23 protein-coding genes are annotated in these 23537 nt (G+C 72.8%); 12 read left to right on the top strand and 11 right to left on the bottom strand.

Features of this window, described 5'->3' with window-relative positions; translation table 11 throughout:
* Nucleotides 1–62 precede the first annotated feature (62 nt).
* From ACFYVL_RS26830 to ACFYVL_RS26805, 6 genes are all read left to right on the top strand, one after another.
* A complete protein-coding gene (locus tag ACFYVL_RS26830; protein ID WP_389249075.1) occupies nt 63–1631 on the top strand; it encodes an FGGY family carbohydrate kinase in 1569 nt (522 codons plus the stop codon).
* Between the two features lie 81 nt (nt 1632–1712).
* Nucleotides 1713–3386 (top strand): FAD-dependent oxidoreductase, encoded by a 1674-nt coding sequence (locus ACFYVL_RS26825; RefSeq protein ID WP_389249073.1) that lies wholly within the window; start codon nt 1713–1715, stop codon nt 3384–3386.
* Complete coding sequence (locus ACFYVL_RS26820; protein ID WP_389249071.1) at nt 3383–4936, top strand: FAD-binding oxidoreductase; 1554 nt, start codon at nt 3383–3385, stop codon at nt 4934–4936. The genes ACFYVL_RS26825 and ACFYVL_RS26820 overlap by 4 nt, the downstream gene beginning before the upstream one ends.
* A 142-nt stretch (nt 4937–5078) precedes the next feature.
* Nucleotides 5079–5735: a glycerol-3-phosphate responsive antiterminator gene (locus tag ACFYVL_RS26815; protein ID WP_389249069.1), complete on the top strand. Its 657-nt coding sequence runs from the start codon at nt 5079–5081 to the stop codon at nt 5733–5735.
* A gap of 4 nt (nt 5736–5739) precedes the next feature.
* Nucleotides 5740–6042 (top strand): putative quinol monooxygenase, encoded by a 303-nt coding sequence (locus ACFYVL_RS26810; protein ID WP_389249067.1) that lies wholly within the window; start codon nt 5740–5742, stop codon nt 6040–6042.
* Entirely contained in the window at nt 6039–7172 is a 1134-nt protein-coding gene (locus tag ACFYVL_RS26805) for a zinc-binding dehydrogenase (protein WP_389249065.1), read from the top strand. Before ACFYVL_RS26810 ends, ACFYVL_RS26805 begins: the two co-directional genes overlap by 4 nt.
* A 66-nt stretch (nt 7173–7238) precedes the next feature.
* On the opposite strand, the gene ACFYVL_RS26800 is transcribed toward ACFYVL_RS26805, so the two are convergent.
* Complete coding sequence (locus ACFYVL_RS26800) at nt 7239–7748, bottom strand: MarR family winged helix-turn-helix transcriptional regulator (RefSeq protein WP_389249063.1); 510 nt, start codon at nt 7746–7748, stop codon at nt 7239–7241.
* Between the two features lie 10 nt (nt 7749–7758).
* A complete protein-coding gene (locus ACFYVL_RS26795) occupies nt 7759–9024 on the bottom strand; it encodes an MFS transporter (RefSeq protein WP_389249061.1) in 1266 nt (421 codons plus the stop codon).
* 393 nt (nt 9025–9417) lie between these two features.
* Between ACFYVL_RS26795 and ACFYVL_RS26790 the strand changes: the two genes are divergently transcribed.
* Nucleotides 9418–10287 carry a DUF5937 family protein gene (locus ACFYVL_RS26790; protein WP_389249058.1) on the top strand — a complete coding sequence of 290 codons (870 nt, stop codon included), beginning with the start codon at nt 9418–9420 and terminating at the stop codon, nt 10285–10287.
* 74 nt (nt 10288–10361) lie between these two features.
* The gene (locus tag ACFYVL_RS26785; RefSeq protein ID WP_389249056.1) at nt 10362–11387 is read left to right on the top strand and encodes a glycoside hydrolase family 6 protein; all 1026 of its coding nucleotides are present in this window, start codon (nt 10362–10364) and stop codon (nt 11385–11387) included.
* Nucleotides 11388–11394: 7 nt separating this feature from the next.
* Here the strand turns inward: ACFYVL_RS26785 and ACFYVL_RS26780 are convergent, their stop codons facing one another.
* The 7 genes from ACFYVL_RS26780 to ACFYVL_RS26750 form a co-directional block, all read right to left on the bottom strand.
* A complete protein-coding gene (locus ACFYVL_RS26780) occupies nt 11395–13326 on the bottom strand; it encodes a galactose oxidase-like domain-containing protein (protein ID WP_389249232.1) in 1932 nt (643 codons plus the stop codon).
* 97 nt (nt 13327–13423) lie between these two features.
* Nucleotides 13424–15208 (bottom strand): glycosyltransferase family 2 protein, encoded by a 1785-nt coding sequence (locus ACFYVL_RS26775; protein WP_389249054.1) that lies wholly within the window; start codon nt 15206–15208, stop codon nt 13424–13426.
* A gap of 181 nt (nt 15209–15389) precedes the next feature.
* Nucleotides 15390–16028 (bottom strand): TetR/AcrR family transcriptional regulator, encoded by a 639-nt coding sequence (locus tag ACFYVL_RS26770; RefSeq protein WP_389249052.1) that lies wholly within the window; start codon nt 16026–16028, stop codon nt 15390–15392.
* A complete protein-coding gene (locus ACFYVL_RS26765) occupies nt 16025–16747 on the bottom strand; it encodes a DUF4166 domain-containing protein (RefSeq protein WP_389249051.1) in 723 nt (240 codons plus the stop codon). The genes ACFYVL_RS26770 and ACFYVL_RS26765 overlap by 4 nt, the downstream gene beginning before the upstream one ends.
* A complete protein-coding gene (locus ACFYVL_RS26760; protein ID WP_389249049.1) occupies nt 16744–17517 on the bottom strand; it encodes a hypothetical protein in 774 nt (257 codons plus the stop codon). The genes ACFYVL_RS26765 and ACFYVL_RS26760 overlap by 4 nt, the downstream gene beginning before the upstream one ends.
* Nucleotides 17518–17726: 209 nt before the next feature.
* Complete coding sequence (locus ACFYVL_RS26755) at nt 17727–18020, bottom strand: MTH1187 family thiamine-binding protein (protein WP_389249046.1); 294 nt, start codon at nt 18018–18020, stop codon at nt 17727–17729.
* Nucleotides 18017–18364 (bottom strand): DUF3817 domain-containing protein, encoded by a 348-nt coding sequence (locus ACFYVL_RS26750; RefSeq protein ID WP_389249044.1) that lies wholly within the window; start codon nt 18362–18364, stop codon nt 18017–18019. The genes ACFYVL_RS26755 and ACFYVL_RS26750 overlap by 4 nt, the downstream gene beginning before the upstream one ends.
* A 281-nt stretch (nt 18365–18645) precedes the next feature.
* Here ACFYVL_RS26750 and ACFYVL_RS26745 point away from each other — a divergent pair, with 281 nt between their 5' ends.
* The 4 genes from ACFYVL_RS26745 (at nt 18646) to ACFYVL_RS26730 (ending at nt 21282) form a co-directional block, all read left to right on the top strand.
* The gene (locus ACFYVL_RS26745) at nt 18646–19239 is read left to right on the top strand and encodes an AIM24 family protein (protein ID WP_389249230.1); all 594 of its coding nucleotides are present in this window, start codon (nt 18646–18648) and stop codon (nt 19237–19239) included.
* Entirely contained in the window at nt 19239–19889 is a 651-nt protein-coding gene (locus ACFYVL_RS26740; protein ID WP_389249042.1) for an AIM24 family protein, read from the top strand. The genes ACFYVL_RS26745 and ACFYVL_RS26740 overlap by 1 nt, the downstream gene beginning before the upstream one ends.
* A gap of 8 nt (nt 19890–19897) precedes the next feature.
* On the top strand, nt 19898–20686 hold the full coding sequence (locus ACFYVL_RS26735) for an AIM24 family protein (RefSeq protein WP_389249228.1): 789 nt from the start codon (nt 19898–19900) through the stop codon (nt 20684–20686).
* A gap of 116 nt (nt 20687–20802) precedes the next feature.
* Nucleotides 20803–21282 carry a MarR family winged helix-turn-helix transcriptional regulator gene (locus tag ACFYVL_RS26730; RefSeq protein WP_389249226.1) on the top strand — a complete coding sequence of 160 codons (480 nt, stop codon included), beginning with the start codon at nt 20803–20805 and terminating at the stop codon, nt 21280–21282.
* A gap of 60 nt (nt 21283–21342) precedes the next feature.
* On the opposite strand, the gene ACFYVL_RS26725 is transcribed toward ACFYVL_RS26730, so the two are convergent.
* The gene (locus ACFYVL_RS26725; RefSeq protein ID WP_389249040.1) at nt 21343–22764 is read right to left on the bottom strand and encodes an ATP-binding protein; all 1422 of its coding nucleotides are present in this window, start codon (nt 22762–22764) and stop codon (nt 21343–21345) included.
* Nucleotides 22764–23447, bottom strand: a complete 684-nt coding sequence (locus ACFYVL_RS26720) for a response regulator transcription factor (RefSeq protein ID WP_389249039.1) — start codon at nt 23445–23447, stop codon at nt 22764–22766. The genes ACFYVL_RS26725 and ACFYVL_RS26720 overlap by 1 nt, the downstream gene beginning before the upstream one ends.
* Between the last annotated feature and the right edge of the window lie 90 nt (nt 23448–23537).

Below are 23537 nucleotides of genomic sequence, written 5' to 3'. Positions count from 1 at the left end.
CCCGGCCCCGCCCCGTACCCCCGCATCTCCCGTACCGCACGCTCGTAAGTGAAAGGGCCGCAATGACGCAGACGTTCACCGGTGCCGCTTCCCGGCGCGGTGTGCTGGCCATCGACGAAGGCACCACGGGCACCCGGGCCGGAGTCGTCCTCGACTCCGGCGCCGCCCACCAGGAGTTCTACCGCCCGATCACCGTCGGCCACCCGGACGACCTGGCCGTCGAGCAGGACCCCGCCGAGATCCGGACCGCCACCCTCGACGTGGCGCGGCGCGCCGTCGCCCGCGCCCACGACGACGGCATCGGGATCACCGCGGTCGCCCTCGCCACCCAGCGGGCCACCGCACTCCTGTGGGACCGGATCACCGGCGAACCGCTGCTGCCCGCCGTGGTCTGGCAGGACCGCCGGTACGCGCAGGAGCTGACCGGCTACGAGGCAAAGTGGGACGCCGTCCTGCTCGCCCGGCAGGGCCGGCCGGTCGGCGCCCGCTCCCCCTTCCTCTGGGCCGCCCGGCAGCTCGCCGCGCATCCCGGGGTCGCCGCGGCCCACCGCGCCGGACGGCTCCTGTTCGGCACCGTCGACACCTGGCTGATCTGGTGCCTGACCGGCGGCGCCGTACACGCCACCACCCCGACGAACGCCGCCTCCACCGGCGGCTACCTGCTCGGCGCCCACGCCTGGGACGAGGAGTGGATCGGCGCCCTCGGCTTCCCCCTCGACCTGCTGCCCGAACTGCGCTCCGACGACGCCGGGTTCGGCACCACCGACCCGGAGGTCCTCGGCGTCGCCGTCCCCGTGGCCGCGTCCCTCGGCGACCAGCACGCCGCCCTCATCGCCCTCGGCGGCCTCGCCGCGGGCCAGGGCATGTGCATGTACGGAACCGGCGCCTTCGTCGACGCCGCGACCGGCACAGAGCCCGCCCTGCCCAGGCCCGACATCGCCGGAGTGCTCGCCCAGCCGGGCCGGCGGCAGGGCGACACCAGCCACTTCAGCCTGGAGGCGTACACCTCGACCGCCGGGTCCGCGCTGCGCTGGCTCTGCGACGACCTCGGCCTCTTCGCCTCGCCGAAGGAACTCGGCGAGGAGGCCCGGCGGGCGCCCTCCCGGCCCGGCCGCACCCCTCGCTTCATCCCCTCGCTCGCCGGGATCCGTACGCCCGTGTGGCGCCCGGAGGCCACCGCGGCCCTCACCGGGCTCACCCTCGCCACCACCCGCGCCGACGTCGCCCGCGCCGTCCTCGAAGGCATCGCCCACTCCGTGTGCGACCTCGTCGACGGGGTTGCCGCCACCATGGGCGCCCCCTTCACCCGGCTGCGGGTCGGCGGCGGGGTATCCGGCAGCGACCCGCTGATGCAGATCCAGGCCGACCTGACCGGACTGCCCCTGGAGCGCGCCGCCGACTCCGCCACCGCCAGCCTGCGCGGCACCGCCTACCTCGCGGGCGTCGCCCAGGGGCTGTGGTCCTCGCTGGACGAGGTCGTCGAGGCGCAGCCGCGCGGCCGGGTCTTCACCCCGTCCCTCGACCCGTCCGAACGCGCCCGCCACCGCGCCGACTGGTACGACGCGCTCGCCGCCCACCTGCACGAGAAGTCCCTGCCCGCACACGGCGGGTACCCCCGAACCCCCCACTGACGGCCCGCGCGCCGTCCCCGGACGGCCCACGAGGCCCGACGGCCCCCGAGCCGTCACCCGGAACCACCAGGAGTTGATGTTGTGATCACCATGCCCGCCCGGAAGCCGCGGCGCAGCGCCGCGGCGACCCGCCGCACGGCCCTGCTGCTCGACCGGGCAGCCATCAAGCGCGACCTCGCCGACGAGACGTACGACGTCCTCGTCATCGGCGGCGGCGTCACCGGGGCGTACGCCGTGCTCGACGCGGCCTCGCGCGGGCTGCGCGCCGCCCTGGTCGAGAAGGACGACTTCGCCTCCGGCACCTCGTCGAAGTCCTCCAAGATGATCCACGGCGGTCTGCGCTACATCGAGCAGGGCAACGTCAACCTCGTCCGCCACTCCCTGCTGGAACGCCACCGCTTCCGCAGGAACGCCCCGCACCTGGTGCACCGGCTGCCGTTCCTCTTCCCGATCCTGGAGAAGGAAGGGGTCTTCGACGCCCGCCTCGCCAAGGGCTTCGAAGGTCTGCTGTGGACCTACGACCTGGTCGGCGGCTGGCGCATCGGCAAGCTCCACCAGCGGCTCACCGTCCCCGAGGTCCTCGCGCAGGCCCCGACGCTGCGCGCGGACGACCTCAAGGGCGGGCTGATGTACTTCGACGCCCGCACCGACGACGCCCGTCTCGTCCTCACCCTGGTGCGGACCGCCGCCGCGCTCGGCGCCAAGGTCCTCAACGGCGCCGCCGCGACGGCGCTGCTCATGCGGGGCGGCAGGGCGTCCGGCGCCCGGGTCACCGCGGACGGCGACGCGTTCGACATACGCGCGAGCGCCGTCGTCAACGCCACCGGCGTCTGGGCCGACCAGGTCGACGCCATGGCCGACGAGCACCACCGGCCGCAGGTCCGCCCCGCCAAGGGCGTGCACATCGTGGTGCCGTGGGAGAAGGTGCGCATCAACTGCACCGTCACCGTGCCGATCCCCGGCCGCGCGCGCCGCGCCACCTGCACCCGCTGGGGCAACAGCGTCGTCCTGGGCACCACCGACGAGGACTACCGGGGGTCGCCCGACGACGTGCACTGCACCCGGCAGGAGATGGACTTCCTGCTGGAGGGCGCCAACACCGCCTTCGAGGGCCACCTCACCCCCGACGACGTCGTCGGCTCCATCGGCGGGCTGCGCCCCCTGGTCGGCGGCAAGGAGGGCGCCACCCTCGACATGCGCCGCGACCACCACATCGGCATCGGTACCGGCGGCATGGTCACCGTCACCGGCGGCAAGCTCACCACCAGCAGGCACATGGGCGAGCTGGTCATCGACAAGGTGATGACCGTGCTCGGCCACCGGGCGCCCAGCCGCACCGTCAGGCTCCCGCTGCTCGGCGGCGCCGGGTACGACGCCGAGGCGGTCGCCGCGTCCGGCGGTCTCGCCGCCCACCTCGGCGAGCGGTACGGCACCGAGGCGCGGTTCGTCGGGGATCTGATCCAGGACGACCCCACGCTCGCCGAACCCGTCGTCGCCGGGCTTCCCTACACCCGGGCCGAGGTCGTCTACGCGGCCCGTGCCGAACTGGCCCGCTCCGTCGACGACGTCCTCTCCCGCCGCACCCGCGCCCGGCTCTTCGCCCGCGACGCCTCCGCCGCCGCGGCGCCCGCCGTGGGCGCCCTGCTCGGGCAGGAACTCGGCCTCACGCAGGACGAGGTGGACCGCTCGGTCGCCGCGTACCTCGACTCCGTCCGCCACGAAAAGACCGTCCTCCTCGAAGGAGCAGCAGCATGATCAGCCGTCAGACCATCACCCACCCGTTCAACCGGGGCAACTACACGGTCGGCGCCCCCAGCTTCGCCAAGTGGGCCAAGGACCGGCCGGTCGGCGACGGGCCGGCCGCGCTCCAGCACGACCCCGTCGAGGTCCCCGAGTCCGTCGTCGGGGCGCTGCGCGAGGCCGCACACGCCGTGCACACGGCCCGCGACGAGGTCGTCGTCCGCACCCGCGACTGGTGGGCCGGCTCGATGATCGGCGAGACCGAGGGCCGCCCGGCCACCCCGCACGCGGTCGTCGTGGAGGCGGCGGACGCCGACCAGATAGCCGCCGTCCTGCGCATCTGCCACCAGGCCGGCATCCCGGTCACCCCGTCCGCCGGGCGCTCCAACGTCACCGGCGCCGCGCTGCCCGTCTTCGGCGGCGTCGTCCTGGACGTCTGCGGACTCGACGCCATCACTGGCTTCGACGCCGAGTCGAACATCGTCGACGTCCAGGCCGGCATGTTCGGCGACCTCTTCGAGAAGCAGCTCCAGGAGGAGTACGGGGTCACCACCGGCCACTGGCCGTCGGCGTTCGCCGTCTCCACCGTCGGCGGCTGGATCGCCTGCCGCGGCGCCGGTCAGCTCTCCACCCGGTACGGCAAGATCGAGGACATGGTCGTCGGCCTCGACGTGATCCACGCCGACGGCACCCGCGCCACCTACGGCGACTACGCCCGCGCCGCCGTCGGCCCCGACCTGCGCCAGCTGTTCATCGGCTCCGAGGGCACGCTCGGTGTCGTCGTCGGCGCCCGGCTGCGCGTCCACCCGCTGCCCGAGTACGCCAAGGCGGTCGCCTTCGGCTTCGCCACCTTCGCCGAGGGACTGGACGCCTGCCGCAGGATCATGCAGCGCGGCGCCACCCCCGCCGTGCTGCGCCTGTACGACGCCCTGGAGTCGGGCACCCACTTCGGTCACCCGGACACCCACCTGCTGCTCGTGGCCGACGAGGGCGACCCGGCCGTGGTCGACGCGTCGGTCGGGGTGGCCGCCGAGGTGTGCGCCGCGTACGGCCCCGAGCTGGACAGCGAGGCGGTGTTCGCGCGCTGGCTGGACGAGCGGATGCTGGTCGGCAAGTCCGCGGACGGCTTCACCCCCGGCCCCGGCTTCGTCGCCGACACCCTGGAGATGGCCGCCTCCTGGAAGGACCTGCCGGTCATCTACGGCGAGGTGGTCGCCGCCGTCCAGGCCGTCGAGGGCACCCTCGCGGTCTCGGCCCACCAGTCGCACGCCTACACCGACGGCGCCTGCGTCTACTTCTCGCTGCGCGGCGAGGTGGCGCCCGAGCGGCGCCGCGACTGGTACCGCTCGGTGTGGGACGCCGCGAACGCCGTCCTGATCAAGCACCGCGCGGCGCTCAGCCACCACCACGGCTGCGGGCTGCTGCGCGGCCCCTACCTGGAGGAATCGCTCGGCGCGGGCTTCGCGACGTTCGTCGCCGTGAAGCAGGCCCTGGACCCGGCGGGGATCCTCAACCCTGGCAAACTGGGCCTTCCCAGCCGCTTCGGGACGTCTCCGCTGAGCTGAGCTTCAGGCGCTGACCCCGAATGCCCCGGCGGGCCAGGAGCACCGGCCCGCCGGGGCGCCCGGCGCCCCTCCCGCCGCCGGACTCCCGGCACCGTCCTCCCCCTCCGCCCGGGGAGGCCCCCCTTCACCGGAAGGCTCCGCCATGGCTCCCTCTTCCCGGTCCGGCGCCCCGCTCGACCCCCGGCTCGTCTCGGTCTTCGCCGAGGCCCCGATCGTCGCGTCGGTCGTCGGCAGCCAGCCGTTGCGGCAGTTCCTGACCGCACCGGCCCGGATGTGCATCCTCGCGTCGTTCTCCGTGGGGCAGCTGCCCAAGGTGGTGCCGGCGCTGGGACGGGCCGGGAAGACCGTGTTCGTGAACGTGGACTCCAGCCCCGGTCTGGCGCAGGACCGGGGTGCGCTGGAGTTCCTCAAGGACCTCGGCGCCCACGGTGTGGTGAGCACCCGGCTCTCCCTCATCGAGAAGGGCCGCCCGCTCGGCCTGCTGACCGCCATGAAGGTCTTCGTCACCGACCGTTCCAACCTGCGCCGTTCCCTGGACGCCGTCACGCGCGGCGCCCCCGACCTCGTCGAGGTCATGCCCGCACCGATCATCGGCCGGATGACCGCGCCGTCGCGGCGCGCCCTGTCGCCGACGGTCGCCGCGGGCTTCGTGGAGACCCCCGCGGACGTGGCGCTCGCGCTCGCCCAGGGAGCGGTCGCCGCCGCCACCTCCGACCCCCGCCTGTGGCAGCTGCGCCGCGACCAGCTCCCGCCGGCCCCGCCGCTCGCGCCGATCAGGCCCGCCCCTTCCCAGGAGTGAACCCATGACTTACGTGGTCATCGCCCGCTACCGCACCCTGCCGGGTGCCCAGGACACCGTGCTCGCGCACCTCGACACCGTGGCCGCCGCCTCCCGCGCCGAGGAGGGCTGCCTGGGCTACCGCGTCCACCAGGGCACCGAGGACCCCCGCGCCCTCGCGCTGTACGAGGAGTACCGCTCGGAGGCCGACTTCACCGCGCACTGCGCCTCCGACCACTTCCGCGACCTCGTGCTCGGCAAGGTCGTACCGCTGCTGGAGAGCCGCGAGGTGCTGCGCTGCGCGCCGCGCGGGGAGGTGTCCGCGTGAAGACCCGCGCCGCCGTCCTGCGGGACGTGTCCACCGCCCGCCCCTACTCCGCGACCGCCCCGGTGACCGTCGAGGAGCTGGAACTCGGGGCGCCCCGGGCGGGCGAGGTCCTGGTGCGGATCGCCGCGGCCTCGCTGTGCCACTCCGACCTGTCCGTCGTCAACGGCGACCGGGTCCGCCCGCTGCCCATGGCGCTCGGTCACGAGGCGGTCGGCGTCGTCGAGGAGACCGGCCCCGGCGTCCGCCGGGTCTCCCCCGGCGACCATGTCGCGCTGGTCTTCGTGCCCAGCTGCGGCGGCTGCGCCGACTGCGCGCAGGGCCGCCCCGCGCTCTGCGCCGCCGCCGCGCGGGCCAACGGCTCCGGCGGTCTGCTGTACGGTCCCTCGCTGCTCACCGACGCCGCGGGCGCGCGGGTCAACCACCAGCTGGGCGTCTCCGCGTTCGCCGAGCACGCCGTGGTGGCGCAGGAGTCGCTCGTGGTGATCCCGCGCGACGTGCCGTTCGCCGTGGCGTCGATGTTCGGCTGCGCGGTCCTGACCGGGGCCGGTGCCGTCATCAACACCGCGGCGCTGCGCCCCGGCCAGTCCGCCGTGGTGTACGGGCTGGGCGGGGTGGGCCTGTCCGCGGTGCTCGGCGCCCGTGCCGCCGGGGCGTACCCGGTCGTCGCCGTCGACCCGGTGGCCGAGAAGCGCGAACTGGCCCTGCGGCTCGGCGCCTCGCACGCGTACGCACCCGACGAGGCCCCGGCCGCGATCCGTGAACTGACCTCCGGCGGGGCGGAGATCGCCGTCGAGGCGGTCGGCTCGCCCGCGGTGATGGCGGACTGTCTGGAGGTGGTCGGCCGCGGCGGCAAGGTGGTCTCGGTGGGGCTGCCCGCCCCCGGCCGCACGCTGGAGGTGCCCGCGCTGGCCTTCGCCGGCGAGGGCAAGTCGCTGCTCGGTTCGTACATGGGTGACGCGGTGCCCAGCCGCGACATCCCGCGCTTCCTGGACCTGTGGCGGGCCGGTGCGATGCCGGTGGAACTGCTGCACACCGGCACCCTGCCGCTGACCGGCGTCAACGACGCCCTGGAGGAGCTGGCGTCGGGCCGCGCGGTCCGTCAGGTCCTCGATCCCCACGGCCTCGTCTGAGGAGGGGCCCGGCCGGAGCGCCGGGGCCTCTCGTCCGGTCCGGGCTCCCGGACCGGACGAGGGGCGCTACGCCTCGTCGAAGTCCTTGGCCGCCACCCGCAGCGGGCGCAGCATCGCGAAGATCTCCGCGCACTCCTCCGCGTCGTACGCCCCGAGCCCGAATTCCATGGCCATCAGGTCGCGGGTGGCGCTCTCGACGACCTCGCGGCCCTTGTCGGTGATGGAGGCGAGGGTGCCGCGGCCGTCGTTGGGGTTCGGCCGCTTGTCGACGAGGCCGGACCTGACCAGCCGGTCGACGGTGTTGGTCACCGAGGTCGGGTGGACCATCAGCCGCTCGCCGATCTTCGACATGGGCAGCTCGCCGGCCTTGGAGAAGGTGAGCAGCACCAGCGCCTCGTAGCGGGCGAAGGTGAGCCCGTACGGCTTGACGACGGCGTCGACCTCCGCGAGGAGGATCTGCTGGGCGCGCATGATCGAGGTGATCGCGGCCATCGCGGGCACGGGCCCCCAGCGCTGCTGCCAGAGTTCGTCGGCGCGGGAGATCGGATCGAAGGGGAGGCTGAGCGGCTTCGGCACAGCCCCGACCCTACCGGTCAGTCATATGCTGGTCAGCTTTGTCTCGCACTTCGGTCCGGCGGATCTCCCGGACCAGCAGCAGGGTGCAGAGCGTCCCGACCGCTCCGGCGCCCGCCACGGCGAGGCGCACCGGGACGAACTCCGCCACCAGTCCGGCCAGCGCCATCCCCACGCCCTGCACGGTCATCAGCCCCGCCGTCTGGAGGGTCATGGCCCGCCCGCGCAGTTCCTCGGGCAGCGCGTCGACGAACCACTGGTCGAGCCCGATGATGTACGACCCGCTGAAACCCACCAGGACCCCCAGGGCAACCGCCCAGGCCAGCGAGGGTGCGGCGGCGTACCCGACGAGCGGCAGCAGCCCGAGGGAGGCGGCCGGGAGCACCAGCCGGGAGCGGGCCCGCGCGGAGAGCCTGGACCCCACGTACAGCTCGGCGCCGATGTGCCCGACGGGCAGCGCGCACATGATCAGCCCGAGGCCGAGGGACCCGGCGCCGATGCGGTCCGTGTACGCGGCGGCCAGCGCCTCCGGGGCGACGACGAAGAAGGCGGGCACCCAGAACAGCAGCATCAGCGCCCGCAGCCGCCGGTCGCGGAGGACGAGCCGGGCGCCGTCGAGGGAGTCCCGCAGCAGCGAGGGGCCGCCCCGGGCGGACCGCAGGCGGGCGGGCCGCCGCGCGGTGCCGAACCGCAGCAGCAGCGCCGAGCAGAGGAACGTACCGGCGGTGATCGTGATCGCCCCGCGCGGGGCGACGAAGCCGAGGAGCACCCCGCCGGCGCCGAACCCGGCGAGGGTGGCGCTCTGCGAGACGATCCGCAGGAGGGAGCGCCCGAGGAGGTACAGCTCGCCCTCGCCCAGGATGTCGCCGAGCGTCGCCGTGCGGGTGCCCGCGAAGACCGGCGCGACGGCCGCGACCAGGCACCGCAGGGCGAGGAGCCCGGCAACGGGGGTGCCCGGCCACACCATCCCGGCGACGCACAGGGCGCAGAAGAGGTCGCAGACGACGAGCACCCGGCGGGCCGGGTACCGGTCGGCGACCCCGGAGAGGAGGGTGCCGCCGACGAGGTACGGGAGGAGGCCGAGGGCGAAGGTCAGGGCGGAGAGGAAGGGGGAGGAGGTGAGGTCGTAGACGAGGACGGTGAGGGAGATCTCGCTGACGACGACACCGAGGAGGGAGAGGAGGTGGGCGAGGAAGAGGGGACGGAATTCGGGCACGCGGAAGAGGGACGAGTAGCCAAGTTCCTTCTTGGTGGGAGGTGTTGAGGGGATGTCGGCCATGGCCGGAGCGTGGCAGGCCCCCCCGACCGGAGATACTCTTTCGCCTCACCCCGAATGTCCCCCACCCGAGCCCCCTCGGGCGGCGGGCCCGAACCCTCCCACCCGAGCCCCCTTGGGCGGCGGGGCCGCCCCCCGGGGGCGGAACGGGCGGGCAAGGGGGCGGCCCCCGGCGGAGCCGCACAACGCACCCCCGCCCCGCCCACATGCCGCACGCCGCACCCCACACGCCACCCCCCACCCCACCCAAAGGAGCTGAGCACGACGGCCTACCACTTCGACTTCCGCAGCCCCGACCTCACCCGCTGCCGCTTCGCCCTCTCCCCCCTGTGGGAGACCCAGGAGGCCGTCCGCACACTCAAGCGCCCCGCACGGCAGGGACGCCACCTGCCCTGGTTGCGACGCATCCGCGGCGAGGCGGAGCTGCTCGACCTCCGCCCGCTCTGGCTGCTGATGCCGGAGCGCGGTTACACGCCCACCTTCCTGGGCCGCCCCCCACTGGGCCCCGCCGCGTCCTTCGCCGCGGAGATCGCCGCGCTGCGCGCCACCTGCCCGACCGCCGCGCGCGTCGAGCTGGCCCGTGCCCTCGACTGCACGCCGGGCGCGGCCGGCTCCCCCGCCGGGCGGGCGATGCTCGACCGGCCCGCCGACGCCGTACGGGACCTGGCCGACCTGCTGGAAGCCGTCTGGCACCGGCTGGTCGAGCCGTACTGGCCGCGGCTGCGGGCGCTGCTGGAGGCCGACATCCTCTTCCACACGCGGCGGCTCGCCCAGGGCGGCCTGGAGGCCCTCTTCGCCGAGCTGCACCCCCGGCTGACCTGGGCTCCGCCCACGCTGACCCTCACCACCCGGGCAGGCTGGGAGGAGCGCAGGCCGCTGGACGGGCGGGGCCTGGTGCTGGTGCCCAGCGTGTTCTGCTGGCCGGACCTGGTGTCGGGGGTGGAGGCGCCCTGGCAGCCCGTCCTCGCCTATCCGGCCCGGGGCATCGGCGCCCTGTGGACCTCGGCGGCGGAGTCCGGCCGGGGCGTCCCCGAGTCCCTCGCCCGGCTGCTGGGCCGCAACCGGGCCGCGGTCCTGCATGCGCTGGACGACCCCGCCGCCACGTCCGCCCTCGCGGTGCGCCTGGGTCTGGCCGCTTCGTCCGTGTCGGGGCACCTGTCCGCGCTGCGCGACGCGGGCCTGCTGGTGTCGCGGCGCTACGGGCACCAGGTGCTGTACGAGCGGACGCCGCTCGGTATCGCCCTCGCCGCGGGTGCCGGGTCGTAACGCCGTACGAACTGGGCGTTATGTCACGATTGGGCGTCCGCTTTGCCCGCCCGAAGCTGCCCCGAGGGGGCTGGATGTCCGGCCGCAGGTCCTTCCGTACGCAGACGTCGATCCTGCTGGCGAGCGCTCTGCTCGGCGCCGCCGCATGCTCGTCCCCCGACTCCACCGACGCCACCGACTCCCCCGGCACCGGCGTCCGGTCCCCCGCCGGGCCGCCCGCCAACACCTCCGCCTTCTGGGTCGACCCCGACTCCAGTGCCGCACGGCAGGTCAAGGAGTGGACCGCCCAGGGGCGCACCGAGGACGCGGCCGAGATCCGGAAGATCTCGGAGCGGCCGGTCGCCAACTGGCCCGCCGGGGACGACCCGGTGCCGGACGTCCGCCGGGTCACCTCGGGCGCCGCGAAGGAGGGCCGGACCGCCGTCCTGGTCGCGTACAACATCCCGCACCGCGACTGCGGCCAGCACAGCGCGGGCGGGGCCGCCGACGCCGCCGCCTACCGGAACTGGCTCGACTCCTTCGCCACCGCCATCGGTAACGCGTCCGCCACCGTCGTGCTGGAGCCGGATGCCGTGCCGCACATCGTCGACGGCTGCACCCCCGCCGAGGCGCACGACGAGCGCAACACCCTGCTCACGGAGGCCGTCGAACGGCTGAAGCGGCAGCCGCGCACCAAGGTGTACCTGGACGCCGGGAACCCGGCCTGGATCGACGACCCGGGCAAGCTGGTGGACCCGCTGAAGCGGGCGGGCGTCGACCGGGCCGACGGGTTCTCGCTGAACGTCTCGAACTTCCAGCGCGACGACGCGGTCAAGGAGTACGGCGCCAGGCTGGCCGGCCTGCTGGGCGGCGCCCACTTCGTCGTGGACTCCAGCAGGAACGGCGCGGGCCCGCTGCCCGGCGCCCGCGACAAGGCCTGGTGCAACCCGTCCGGCCGGGCACTGGGCACCCCGCCCACCGACCGGACCGGCGACCCGCTGCTCGACGCGTACCTGTGGATCAAGCGCCCCGGCGACTCGGACGGCGAGTGCCGGGGCGGCCCCTCGGCGGGCACCTGGTGGCCGGACTACGCGCTGGGTCTGGCCCGCAAGTCCCGCTGATGGCGCGTCACTTGCCTTCCACCTGGATCCACTTCGCCTCGGACGGCACGCCGTCCTTGTCCGTGACGAAGAGCATGTACCAGCCGGCCGGGACCAGCGTGCGGTCGTCCGGCACGGTCACCGTGATGCCGTCCTTGTCCTTCTTCAGGCCCAGTTCGATCGAGCGCTGCTCGACGTCCGTGGTGTGGGTGACCGCGCTGGGGCGCATCAGCCGCGCCTTGACGATCCGGTCCGCGTCCTTGGTCCGGTACGTGGCCCTCTCGTCGTCGAAGGAGTCCGGGCCGTCCTGGAGGACCGGACGGTTGCCGCCCTTGTGCAGGTAGGGCGGGGTGAAGATCTCCACCCGCTGCTCGAAGGTGCCGAGCTTGGTGTTGTCCTCGTCGCCGTAGAGCGGGTCAGAGCCGAAGGTGGCGACCCGGCCGTCGGGCAGCAGCAGGGCCTCGGAGTGGTAGTTGCGGCCCACCGTCGGCTCGGCGGCGTCCTTGAAGGCGTTCGCCTTCGGGTCGTAGAACTGCGCCTTGAGGATGTCGCTGGCGCCCCGGCCCCGGTAGTCCCGGGAGCCGCCGCTGGTGAAGACGGAGTCGTCGGGCATCAGCACGCTGGAGAGGTAGCGGGTGCCCTGGGCGAGCTGCGGGCCGGTCCGGAAGGCGGGGTTGTCGGCCTTGAGGTCGGCGATGGCGGTGCGGGTGGTGGCCTTCTCGGACTCGCCCACGCCGCCGCCGCCGAGCACCATCACCTTCTGGTCCTGCGCGGGCGGCAGCAGCACGGAGGCGGAGGTCTCCAGCTGGTCCTTGTCGGTCAGGCCGCCGACCTTCGCGAACGTGTTGTCCTCCACGTTCCAGATGCCCGGCTCGCGGCCCTTCAGGGCGGGACCGTAGCCCGCGTTGGAACCGGAGTAGAAGAGCTTGCCGCCCTTGGTGAGGAAGAGGGCGGGATAGGTCGGGAAGTAGCGGAAGGGTCCCTTCCCCCACTTCTTGGTCTTCGGGTCGTAGATCTCGTTGTCGCCGGGGACCACGTCGCCGACGTCGTTGAGACCGGAGGCGGCCAGTACCCGGCCGTCGTCCAGGGTGGTCAGCGTCGGGTACCAGCGGGCGTCCTTCATCGGCTGGACCGGGACGTACTTCTCGGCCTTGGGATCGAACTCGTAGGCGGCCTTGATCCCCTGGAAGTCCTGCTTCTCGGTGGTGATCTTCTGGGCGAGGCCGTAGACGTTGTCGGCGTCCTCCTCGGAGAGCCCGACCACCTCGTACTGCGCTGCCTGGGTGGTCAGCGCGCCCGCGCCCTCCTTGACCGCCTCGACGAAGACCCGCGACTCGGCCGCCGTCACCTTGGTCTCCCAGGGCTTCATCTGCCCCGAGGCGAAGTAGCCGATCTTGAACTCGCGCTTCGCCCTGGGCACCGTGACGTCGAACTTCGACACGTACTCGACACCCGAGGGCGACCGGAAGCGGGTGCCCTTCTTGAGGGTGACGGCCTTGTCCGGCGACTCGTTCTTGACCCGCATGCCGCCGCCGGCCCGGGTGATCTTGTCGTCGAGCACCTCGTAGCGGGCGGTGCCGCCGGCCACCAGCAGCTGCCCGTCGGGCAGTTGGGCATGCCCGGCGCAGAAGAAGTCCTCCGGGGTGGGGATCTTCTTGAAGGTGTTCTTCCCCGGGTCCCACAGGACGGTGTCGAAGGTCCCCGAGTCGAACTTCTTCTGGTCGTTGCCGGAGCCCGCGATCAGCAGCACCTTGCCGGTGTGCAGCAGGGCCGCGTGGATGGCGTTGAGCTTGTACTCGCCGGGCACGTCCAGCACGTCCCAGGAGCCGAACTCGGCCTTGTAGTCCGGCTGGTCGATCTTGTACGCGTGGTACTTGTCCTGCGCGAAGTCCAGTGCGGCGGGCGCGTTGAGGCCGACGAGGAGGACGACCGCGCCGCCGCCGAGCAGCGCGTTCCTCATCTTCCTGGGCGGCCTGCCCGGCCGCGTCCGGCCGTTCGGCTGTTCCGGCGGGCCGGGCTTCGGCTGCTTCGGCCTGCTGGTCGGGCGGAACCCCATGTCACTTCCCTCCGGTGGTGGTGGCGCTCGCGGTGGCGGGGGCCTTGCGGACGGCGGTCTCCGGGCCCACGTCGACGTGGGAGCGGACGGGCTGCGCCGCCTGCGCGCCCGCGCCGCGCTCGGCGTACCTGCTCCAGATCCAGATCGTCACCGGGGCGAGCGTGATGATCAGGGCCAGTACGGCCCAGGTGCGCATCGCGGCGTGGGTGTGCCCGTAGTGCGCGGACGCCCACAGCGAGGCGATCAGCACCGCCGCCCAGAAGAAATGGATGCGGAAGGTCAGCAGCCGGTCGGGGCTGGCCTCGCCGCCCTTGGGGGTGACGACGAACCTGCCGCGCCGTCCGACCAGGGCCGCTCCCAGGGACTTGAGGTAGACCGGTGCGCAGATCGCGGACATCGCCATGCCGGCCAGTCCGCCGGAGCCCTCGGGCTCGTGCGGGGAGACGTTGTGGCGGCGGTTCCACAGGTAGAGGCAGATCTGGAGCGCGACGGCGTCGCTGTAGAGCATCAGCCAGACCGAGGTGGAGACCTGGGTGCCGGACGCCCCGAACCACAGGAACAGCACGCAGCTGAGGATGCCGAGCAGCCAGTTCACGGCCGTCATGGGGTAGTACACGAGCATCAGGCCGTAGTTGAGGAGCCGGCCCGGCGGCACCCGGAAGGGAGCCTTCCACAGCTGCTTGAACACCGTCTCGTACGTGCCCCTGGACCAGCGCATCTGCTGGGTGAAGAAGTCCGTCCAGGAGGCCGGGCCCTCGCCGACCGCGAGCACGTCGGGGGTGTAGACCGAGCGCCAGAAGCGGCTGGTGAGCGGGTTGCGCCTGCGGTGCAGTTCGAAACCGGTGGCCATGTCCTCGGTGATCGAGTCGTACAGGCCGCCGATCTGGGTCAGCGCGCTGATCCGCACGACGTTGTTGGTGCCGACGAACATCGGCGCCCGGTAGCGGTTCCCGGCCCGCTGGATGAGGGCGTGGAAGAGGTACTGCTGCGACTCGGCGGCCTTGGTGACGGCGGCGGTGTAGTTGCCGTAGACCTGCGGCCCGACGACGAAGGCGACGTCCGGGTCGCGGAAGTAACCGAGCATCCGCTCCAGGTAGTTGGGCAGCGGGATGTGGTCGGTGTCGACGGAGGCGAAGTAGTCGTAGGAGCCGCCGTGCATGGCCAGCCAGGCGTTGTAGTTGCCGTGCTTGGTCTTCGCGCGGTGCGGTCCCTTCTTCTGGTTCCAGTCGGCGATGCCCTTGCGGGTGAAGTGCCGTACGCCGAGTTCGGCGCAGAGCGCCTTGGCACCCTCGTCGTCGCCCTCGTCGAGCAGCCACACGTCCAGCGGGCCGTCGTGGCGCACCTTGACGGCGCCCTCCAGGGTGGCGCGGACCATCGCGAGGGGTTCCTTGCCCGGGACGTACGTCGTCAGGAACGCGACCCGCGTCCCCTTCTGGGCCGTCACCGGCACCGGGTCGCGGGCGACCAGCGTGGCGTGCGCGATCGACGCCACGTTGACCAGCATGAAGAACATGATGAAGGCGATGGCGCCGAGCATCACGTAGTCGGCGCGGACCAGCCAGGGGTCGGCGTTCTCCCGCTCGGTCCAGTGCGTGGGCCAGATCAGGTACGCGAGCAGCACCGCCGAGAGCACGGGTGCGAGCGCCATCAGCAGGACGGCTCGTATTCGGTGGGGCTCCTTCGAGAGCAGGCTCGTGTACTGGACCGTGTAGGGGCCGTTCCCCGGGTCCGTCAGCGGCCCCGCGAGGCGGCTGTGCTTCTCGTAGTCGTACCCCTCCGGCAACACACTGCCTCCCAGCGGATCCCGTGAGGCCCGTACCTCACGGGATCAACGAAAGGTCAGATACCGGGGCGTGTCGACTCGGACAGGGCCAAAGGGGAGCCCGGGGACGGCATAAGGGTTACGCCCCCTCCCGCGGAAAACAGAACCGCACGCTCCTGCCTCAGCCCCGCCGGGTCCCGCGCTCTCAGCCCCGCTGGGTCCTGCGGCGCAGCTGGTGGCGGACCGCGCGCTGCGCGACCGGACCGAGGTCCTCCAGTACGGCGACCAGCCCGGCCAGCTGCTCCAGCGCGCCGAACGCGGCGTCCGCGCCGAGCGCGTCCACGCCCTCGTACAGCTCCAGGCCGACGAAGGAGGCGGCCACGGCGCGGGCGAGCCCGGCCGGGTCGGTGAACTCGCCGACCGGGCTCTGCGCCAGCACCCGGCCGAGCACCTTCTCGATCTCCTCGATCCAGAGGTCGAGCCCGGCGGCGGTGGCCGGGGCCAGTGCCGGCTGGGTCTGCGCCCCGGCCAGCAGCTGGCCGAGGAAGGCGACGTGGCCGCGGGTCTTCTCCTCGGCGTGCAGCGTCCGGCCGAGGGCGAGCAGTTCGGCGAGGGTGGTGACCGCTTCGAGCCGGGGGCGGTACTCGTCGACGCGCTGCTGGGCGCCGTACCGGCAGGCGGCGGCGAGGAGTTCGTCGACCGAGCCGAAGTGGTAGAAGACCAGGGCCTGGTTGACCCCGGCGGCGGCTGCGACGGAACGGGCGGAGGTCTTCGCGATGCCCTGCTCGGTGAGCGTCGCCAACGCCCCGGCCAGCAGCTTCTCCTTGGTGTCAGCCGAACTCATGCGCGTGCTTCCTCTCTGATCGGCCGCAGCCCCGGGCGCGGTTCGAGGCCCCGGACGTCCCGGTACTCGGCCCGGAAGGAGCCTTCGTACCCGAACAGCGGGCCGAACCGTCTGTGGGTCACCCTGACACGGATCCGGAAGCGCCCGGACCGCTCGTCGAAGCTCTCGCGCACCTCGGCGTCGCCGCCGATCCACCGCGGCACCCGGACGTCGACGGGGCCCTCGCGGAAGCGGTGCTCGCCGGAGCGTACGACCAGTCCGCCCGCCGGGTCGGCGGAGAAGTACAGGTCGCTGGCGAGGTGCTGGTGGGTGCCGAGGTAGTCCAGGACGCAGTCGCGTGCGGGGCTGTGCACCATCGTGGCGTCGAAGCGGCGCGGCCCGTCGGGGAAGTCGAAGGTGCGCACGAAGGTGACGGTCTCGCGGCCGTACGCGTCGCGGTAGGGCACGTTCTCGATGACGAAGGGGATCCGGCGGCCCTCGCGCGGCAGCAGGATGTTGCGGGTCGCGCCGAGCGCGAGGAACGGGCGCACCCAGCGTCCGCCGTGCCAGATCTGCTCCATGACGCCCCGCCCGGTGCACGCCTCGCCGCTGCCGAGCCCGACGGAGAAGCGGCGCTGGAGCTGGGGGTGCAGCCGGCCGAAGACGTCGTCGCCCATCGCGGTGCGGAAGATCGACGGCCGGTCGGACGGGGTGGCGGCGGTCGGGCCGTGGGCGGTCATGCGCGCAGCTCCTTACGGGTGAGGTCGGTGAGCAGGGACGGGGTGCGTACGGAGGCGGGCGGGCGGCGCAGACAGCGCCGGGCGGCGGGGGTGCCGGGCAGCGGCGGCAGGAAGAGCGCCGCCGCGAGCAGCAGGGCGCCGACCAGGGGCGCACCGGCCGCGACCACCAGGGCGGGCACGACCGCGGGCAGTGCGGCGGCGACCAGGGGCGCGCTGCCCGCGAGGGCGACGGCGAGGGCGACGACGGCGGTACGGACCACCAGCTCGGCCAGCGCGTGCCCAAGGGTGCGCGCGGGCGTGCTGCCGCGCTCCAGCCACAGCCGCAGCCGGTCGAAGGACCAGGCGGTGGCCCAGCCCATCAGCGGGCGGAACAGGACGTGGTCGGCGAGGGCCCCCGCCCTGCCCCAGCGGGGCCGGTAGTCGTACCCGGTGAGGAACCGGACGCCTTCGCGGGTGGGCACGTACCGCCAGTAGCCGCTGCCCTCGGCGAGCAGCGAGAGCGGGTGCGCGGAGGAGAAGCGGAGGGCGGAGGTGCGGGTGCCGTCGGGCCGGTGCCGCTCCCCCGCGGCGATGCCGATGCCGGAGACGGTCAGCCAGGGCAGCACCCGGGTCGCGTACCGGAAGCGCTGCGGCTGCCCCTCGACGGGCGGGAGGTAGTCGATCTCGGTGAAGCGGAGGTCCCAGCGCCGGTGCTGGTCCGGCTCCTGGGTGCGTTCCCACAGGACGTCCTGGTCGGCGCGGATCAGCGCCTCGACGTACAGCTGCCTCATGTCCCTGCCCCCACTGATGCCTTCGGCCCCTCGCGGCTCCCGCAAGGTTTGAGCACTCGCTCAAAAGAACCGTACGACTTTTTGAGCGGTCGCTCAAGACTTCTTTGAGCACCCGCTCAAAACCGGGACGGCAAAAAACCCCTGGCCCGGGGGACCAGGGGTTTCGGCGACCTCGCACAGGGTTCGGTCAGCGGACTTCGCGCATGGGTTCAGGCGGACAGATGGCGCTCCACCGTCGCGACCTTGGAGGTCAGACCGTCGCTGACACCGGGACGGATGTCGGCCTTCATGACGACGGAGACGCGCGGCGCCCGCGCCTCGACCGCGGCGACAGCACGCTTCACCACGTCCATCACTTCGTCCCACTCACCCTCGACGGAGGTGAACATCGCGTCGGTGCGGTTCGGCAGGCCCGACTCGCGGACCACGCGCACGGCGTCGGCGACGTACTCCCCGACGTCCTCACCCACGCCCAGCGGCGTCACGGAGAAGGCGACGATCATGCGACGGCCCCGCTCTCCTTGCGCGCGCGGGCGGCGATCACGCCGTCCTGCTCCTCGCGCTTGAGCTTCTTGTCGCCGTACAGACCGCCGAACGGCACCACCGCGAGCGCCACGAAGAACGCCACCCGCCCCAGCGACCACTTCGCCTTGACCCACACGTCGGCGAGCATCACCAGGTACAGCAGGAACAGCACCGCATGCAGGATGCCCAGCGGCATCACCAGGTTGATGTCGGAGATGCGGCTGAGCAGCGAGCCGAAGATCAGCAGCAGCGGGAAGGAGATCGCCTCCGGGATGGAGACGAGGCGGAGCCGGTGAATGGCAGCGGCGGTCTTGATGTCCACGGGGAGGCACCTTCGGGTCTGCGGATCTGCGGGGTCCGCGGGTCTGTGGGTCGGGAGGCCGGTGGGGCTCCCGCGCCTGCGCGGGCACGGGAGAACGGCTGATCTTGTGAACGCGCGCACAAGCTCCGCCCATTGTGGCATCCGGCTTTACCAGCACTTGGCTCAGGGTCCTCTCAGGGGCGCGCTCCACCGGAAGGCCCTGGTCGCCACGGCACGCGCCCGATACCTTCGACCACGTGGCTCAGTTCCGACTCCAAGGCAGCAAGGTGCTCGCCGTCGACATGTCCGGGGACGCCGTGAAGGCGAAAAACGGCTCCATGGTGGCGTACGACGGCCAGATCGCCTTCAAGAAGATGACCGGCGGCGGCGAGGGCGTGCGCGGCATGGTGACCCGCCGCCTCACCGGCGAACAGATGACGGTGATGGAGGCGAAGGGGCACGGCACGTGCTACTTCGCCGACCGCGCCAGCGAGATCAATCTGGTGAACCTCACCGGCGACAAGCTCTACGTCGAGTCCAGCAACCTGCTGTGCACCGACGCGGGCCTGCGCACCGGAACGACCTTCACCGGGCTGCGCGGCGGGGCGACCGGCAACGGCCTGTTCACCACGACCGTCGAGGGCACCGGCCAGGCGGCCATCCTCTCCGACGGCCAGGCGGTGGTGCTGCGGGTCAGCGCCCAGTACCCGCTGATGGTCGACCCCGGCGCGTACATCGCGCACACCGGCAAGCTCCGCCAGTCCTTCCAGTCCGGGGTGAACTTCCGCACCTTCATCGGCGAGGGCTCCGGCGAGGCCTTCCAGATCCGCTTCGAGGGCGAGGGCCTGGTGTACGTCCAGCCCAGCGAGCGCAACACCATCGGGGGCGACGTCTGATGCCGTTCCGCGAGATCAATTCCAGGATGGTCGAGGCGCAGGTGGCGCCCGGCCAGAAGATGTACAGCCAGCGCGGCGCGATGCTCGCCTACAAGGGCGAGGTCTCCTTCACCCCGAGCATCACCGGCGGCCAGGGCGGCGTCATGTCGATGATCGGCCGCCGGGTGGCGAACGAGCAGACCCCGCTGATGACCGTCGAGGGCAGCGGCACGGTGATGTTCGGCCACGGCGGCCACCACATCCAGGTGATCAACCTGGCCGGCGACACCCTGTACGTGGAGGCCGACCGGCTGCTCGCCTTCGACGGCACCCTCACCCAGGGCACCATGTTCATGGGCTCGCAGGGCGGTGTGATGGGCATGGTGCGCGGCCAGGTCAGCGGCCAGGGCCTGTTCACCACGACCCTCAAGGGCCACGGCGCGGTCGCGGTGATGGCGCACGGCGGCGTGATCGAGCTGCCGATCACCCCGCAGCGCCCGGTGCACGTCGACCCGCAGGCGTACGTCGCCCACCACGGGGACGTGCGCAACAAGCTGTCGACCGCGCTCGGCTGGCGCGACATGGTGGGCCGCGGCTCCGGCGAGGCCTTCCAGCTGGAGCTGTCGGGCAACGGCGCGGTGTACGTACAGGCCTCGGAGGAGAAGCTGTGACCGTCCCCATGGCCGGTGGCCCCGCGGTGCTGGACCCGCACACGCTGCCGAGCGACGACAACGTCAATCCGTACACCTTCTGCGTGGAGCTCAAGGGGAGCCAGTGGTTCCTGCAGAAGGGCAAGATGATCGCCTACTACGGGCAGATCGATTTCAACGGCATCGGTCACGGCCGCTTCGAGCGGCTGCTGCGCACCAGCTTCCACTCGCCGCTGCACGCCAGTGACTGGGTGGTCGCCGAGGGCAGCGGCAAGATGCTGCTCGCCGACCGCGCCTTCGACGTGAACTCCTTCGACCTGGAGGAGGGCAATCTGACCATCCGGGCCGGGAACCTGCTCGCCTACCAGCCGTCGCTGGCCCTGAAGCAGTCGATCGTGCCGGGCTTCCTCACCCTGATCGGCACGGGCAAGTTCGTCGCGGCCTCCAACGGCCCGGTGGTCTTCATGGAGCCGCCGATCCGCGTCGACCCGCAGGCCCTGGTCGGCTGGGCCGACTGCCCCTCCCCCTGCCACCACTACGACCACGGCTACATGACCGGCGTGATGGGCGGCCTGCGCGCGATGACCGGCATCGGCGGGGCCTCCGGCGAGGAGCACCAGTTCGAGTTCGTCGGGGCGGGCACGGTCCTGCTCCAGTCGACCGAGCAGCTGATGGCCGAGCAGACGGTGGGCGCGGTCGGGACCGGGGCGGGCGGCCAGAACGCCGGGGTGCCGGGCGGCGGACAGACCGGACAGAGCGGTTCCACTCCGCGCCTTCCCGGCCAACTCGGGGACCTGCAACGGCGCTTCGGACTGTAACGGGTATCCTGCGGAGTGTGACGCGCGGGCCCCGTGGTGCCCGGCGTCACACTCACGGAGAAGGTAAATTTTTGTCCAGCATTCAACTTCTTAGGTAGAATGCGGGTATGCCTCCCTTGGACAGCGAAACGGCCGCCCCCCGCTGGCTCAGCGATGCCGAGCAGTGCGCCTGGCGCACCTATCTGGAATCCAGCAAACTGCTGATGCACCAGCTGGAGAAGGATCTCCAGCCGTTCGGCCTGACCAACAACGACTACGAGATCCTGGTCAACCTCTCCGAGTCCGACGACAAGCGGCTGCGGATGAGCGATCTCGCGACGGCCACCCTCCAGTCGAAGAGCCGCCTCTCCCACCAGATCACCCGCATGGAGAACGCGGGCCTGGTCCGCCGGGAGAACTGCGAGTCCGACCGGCGCGGCCTGTACGCCGTCCTCACCGAGGAGGGCGACAAGGTCATGCAGCAGGTCGCCCCGCACCACGTGGCCTCCGTCCGCCGCCACTTCGTGGACACCATGTCGACGGAGCAGCTGCTCCAGCTGCGCGCCTCGCTGACCCCGATGACCCAGGAGCTGCGCGGCAAGCGCGGCCGGCTCTGACCCCGGCGCCGGACGCCGTCCGGCCCCCGCGCCGGTCGCCCCGGCCTCGGGCCGGCGCGCTCACGCCCGCGGCAGTACGAGCGTGAAGAGCGCTCCTCCGCCCGGCGCCCGCCCCACCGCGAGCGAGCCGCCGTGCCGCTGCGCGACGTCCCGGGCGATGGCGAGGCCCAGTCCGGCCCCGCCGTCGTCCCGGCTGCGCGCGTCGTCGAGCCGTACGAACCGCTCGAAGATCCGCTCCCGCTCGGCCTCCGGGACCCCGGCCCCGTCGTCGGCGACCTCCAGGCTCACCCGGCCGTCCGCGCCGCGCAGCGTCACCGCGACCGAACTCTCCGCGTGGCGCTGCGCGTTGTCGAGCAGATTGCCGAGCACCCGCGCCAGCTGACCGCGCGATCCGGTCACCTCGATCCCCTCGCCCACGTCGGCCACGACCGGGTGCCGGTCGTGCCCGGCGCGCTGCGCGACCTGCGACCGTACGAGCGCGGAGAGGTCGACCCGGGCCGCCCCCGGCCGCTCCCCCGCGTCCAGCCGGGCGAGCAGCAGCAGGTCCGCCGCCAGGTCCTGGAGCCGTACGGTGTCCTCGACCGCCCCGTCCAGGTCGAGCAGCTCCGGGTGCGCACAGGCCACTTCGAGCTGGGTGCGCAGCGAGGCGATGGGGCTGCGCAGCTCGTGCGAGGCGTCGGCGACGAAGCGGCGCTGGCGCTCGACGGAGGACTCCAGGGCGGCCAGGGTCTCGTTGGTGGTCACCGCGAGCCGGTCCACCTCGTCGCGGGTGCCCGGCACCGGGACCCGCCGGGACAGGTCTTCGGAGGCGGTGATGGCCGCCATCTCCCGCCGGATCCCCTCCACGGGCCGCAGCGCCCGCCGGGTGACCAGCCAGGTCACCCCGGCCACGACCACCAGCAGCACCGGCAGCCCCACCAGCATCGCGGACCTGACGGTGCCGACCGCGTCCTGCTCGGCGGCGAGCGGGGCGCCCGCGTAGACGGTGACGGTGGCACCGGCGCTCGTCGTGGCCTCGACGGCGGCGAACCGGTAGTCGGCGCCGTCCCCGTCGACGGTGGCAGCGCCGGAGGTGAACCGGGGCTCGTCACGGGAGACCTCGCCGCGGCCGGGGTCCCGGCGCTCGTCCGCGTCGTCGTCGCCGTCGCCGTCCGCCGGGGGTGCCCCGGGGGCGTCCGGCCTGGTCCGGTCGCTGCCCGCGCCCGAGATCGCCTCCAGCTTCTCGCTGACGGCCACCAGCCGCCCGTCCTCGGTGACGACCTGGACCGGGTTGTCCTCCTTGTCCGGCAGTTCCAGCCTGTCGAACGGCACGTCCAGCGCCACCTGCGAGGCGACCTCCTGCGCCGCCACCTCGGCCTGGAGGTCGGTCTGGTCGGTGAGCTTGGCGACCAGCACCAGCAGCACCGCGAGCCCGGCCCCGATCAGCGCGACCGCGACGACCGCGGTGGCGCCGAGCGCCGCCCTGGCCCGTACCGAACGCATCACGCCCCCGCCCCGCCGTCCACCGCGACCAGCCGGTACCCGGCGCCGCGCACGGTCTGGATGCGGGCGGCGCCGAGCTTGCGGCGCAGGGTGGAGATGTAGACCTCGACGATGTTGGGGTCGCCGTCGTAGGCGAAGTCCCAGACGTGCTCCAGCATCTCGGCCTTGCTGACGACGGCCCCGGGGCGCAGCGCGAGCTGCTCCAGCACCGCGAACTCCTTGGCCGTGAGGGTGACTTCCACTCCGTCGCGGTGCACCCGCCGGGTCGCCGTGTCGAGGCTGAGGGCGCCGACGGTGAGCAGCAGGGAGGACGATCCGGCGCTGCCCCGGCGGCGCAGCAGGGCGCGGACGCGGGCGAGCAGGACGACGTAGGAGAAGGGCTTGGTGAGGTAGTCGTCGGCCCCGGTGTCGAGCCCCTCGGCCTCGTCGTACTCGCCGTCCTTGGCGGTGAGCATCAGGATCGGCACGTCGTTCCCGGCGGCGCGCAGGGTGGCGCAGACCCGGTAGCCGTTCATGCCGGGCAGCATGATGTCGAGGACGACCAGGTCGTAGGGCCGCTCGCTCGCCAGGTACAGCCCCTCGCTCCCGTCGTGCACGACGTCCACGGCGAAGCCCTCGGCGGTCAGCCCCTTGGCCAGGGACACCGCGAGCCGCTTCTCGTCCTCCACGATCAACAGGCGCATGGGGACCAGGGTCGCAGGCGGAAGCTGAAGGACGCTTCAGGCGGCTTCAGGTGGCGTTCAGCCTCACCGGTCCAGATTGGTGGGGCAAGC

The organism is Streptomyces sp. NPDC004111 (genome assembly GCF_042874215.1).
Lineage (GTDB): Bacteria > Actinomycetota > Actinomycetes > Streptomycetales > Streptomycetaceae > Streptomyces.
Note: the sequence above shows the minus strand (reverse complement) of the source record. Positions and strands in the feature narration are given on the sequence as shown.

Bases quoted from the DNA above. Each gene is read 5' to 3' on its own strand.
- ACFYVL_RS26830 (WP_389249075.1), top strand. From the start codon at position 63: ATGACGCAGACGTTCACCGGTGCCGCTTCCCGGCGCGGTGTGCTGGCC.
- ACFYVL_RS26820 (WP_389249071.1), top strand. From the start codon at position 3,383: ATGATCAGCCGTCAGACCATCACCCACCCGTTCAACCGGGGCAACTAC.
- ACFYVL_RS26815 (WP_389249069.1), top strand. From the start codon at position 5,079: ATGGCTCCCTCTTCCCGGTCCGGCGCCCCGCTCGACCCCCGGCTCGTC.
- ACFYVL_RS26810 (WP_389249067.1), top strand. From the start codon at position 5,740: ATGACTTACGTGGTCATCGCCCGCTACCGCACCCTGCCGGGTGCCCAG.
- ACFYVL_RS26795 (WP_389249061.1), bottom strand. From the start codon at position 9,024: ATGGCCGACATCCCCTCAACACCTCCCACCAAGAAGGAACTTGGCTAC.
- ACFYVL_RS26785 (WP_389249056.1), top strand. From the start codon at position 10,362: ATGTCCGGCCGCAGGTCCTTCCGTACGCAGACGTCGATCCTGCTGGCG.
- ACFYVL_RS26780 (WP_389249232.1), bottom strand. From the start codon at position 13,326: ATGAGGAACGCGCTGCTCGGCGGCGGCGCGGTCGTCCTCCTCGTCGGC.
- ACFYVL_RS26770 (WP_389249052.1), bottom strand. From the start codon at position 16,028: ATGAGTTCGGCTGACACCAAGGAGAAGCTGCTGGCCGGGGCGTTGGCG.
- ACFYVL_RS26765 (WP_389249051.1), bottom strand. From the start codon at position 16,747: ATGACCGCCCACGGCCCGACCGCCGCCACCCCGTCCGACCGGCCGTCG.
- ACFYVL_RS26760 (WP_389249049.1), bottom strand. From the start codon at position 17,517: ATGAGGCAGCTGTACGTCGAGGCGCTGATCCGCGCCGACCAGGACGTC.
- ACFYVL_RS26755 (WP_389249046.1), bottom strand. From the start codon at position 18,020: ATGATCGTCGCCTTCTCCGTGACGCCGCTGGGCGTGGGTGAGGACGTC.
- ACFYVL_RS26745 (WP_389249230.1), top strand. From the start codon at position 18,646: ATGTCCGGGGACGCCGTGAAGGCGAAAAACGGCTCCATGGTGGCGTAC.
- ACFYVL_RS26740 (WP_389249042.1), top strand. From the start codon at position 19,239: ATGCCGTTCCGCGAGATCAATTCCAGGATGGTCGAGGCGCAGGTGGCG.
- ACFYVL_RS26735 (WP_389249228.1), top strand. From the start codon at position 19,898: ATGGCCGGTGGCCCCGCGGTGCTGGACCCGCACACGCTGCCGAGCGAC.
- ACFYVL_RS26725 (WP_389249040.1), bottom strand. From the start codon at position 22,764: ATGCGTTCGGTACGGGCCAGGGCGGCGCTCGGCGCCACCGCGGTCGTC.
- ACFYVL_RS26720 (WP_389249039.1), bottom strand. From the start codon at position 23,447: ATGCGCCTGTTGATCGTGGAGGACGAGAAGCGGCTCGCGGTGTCCCTG.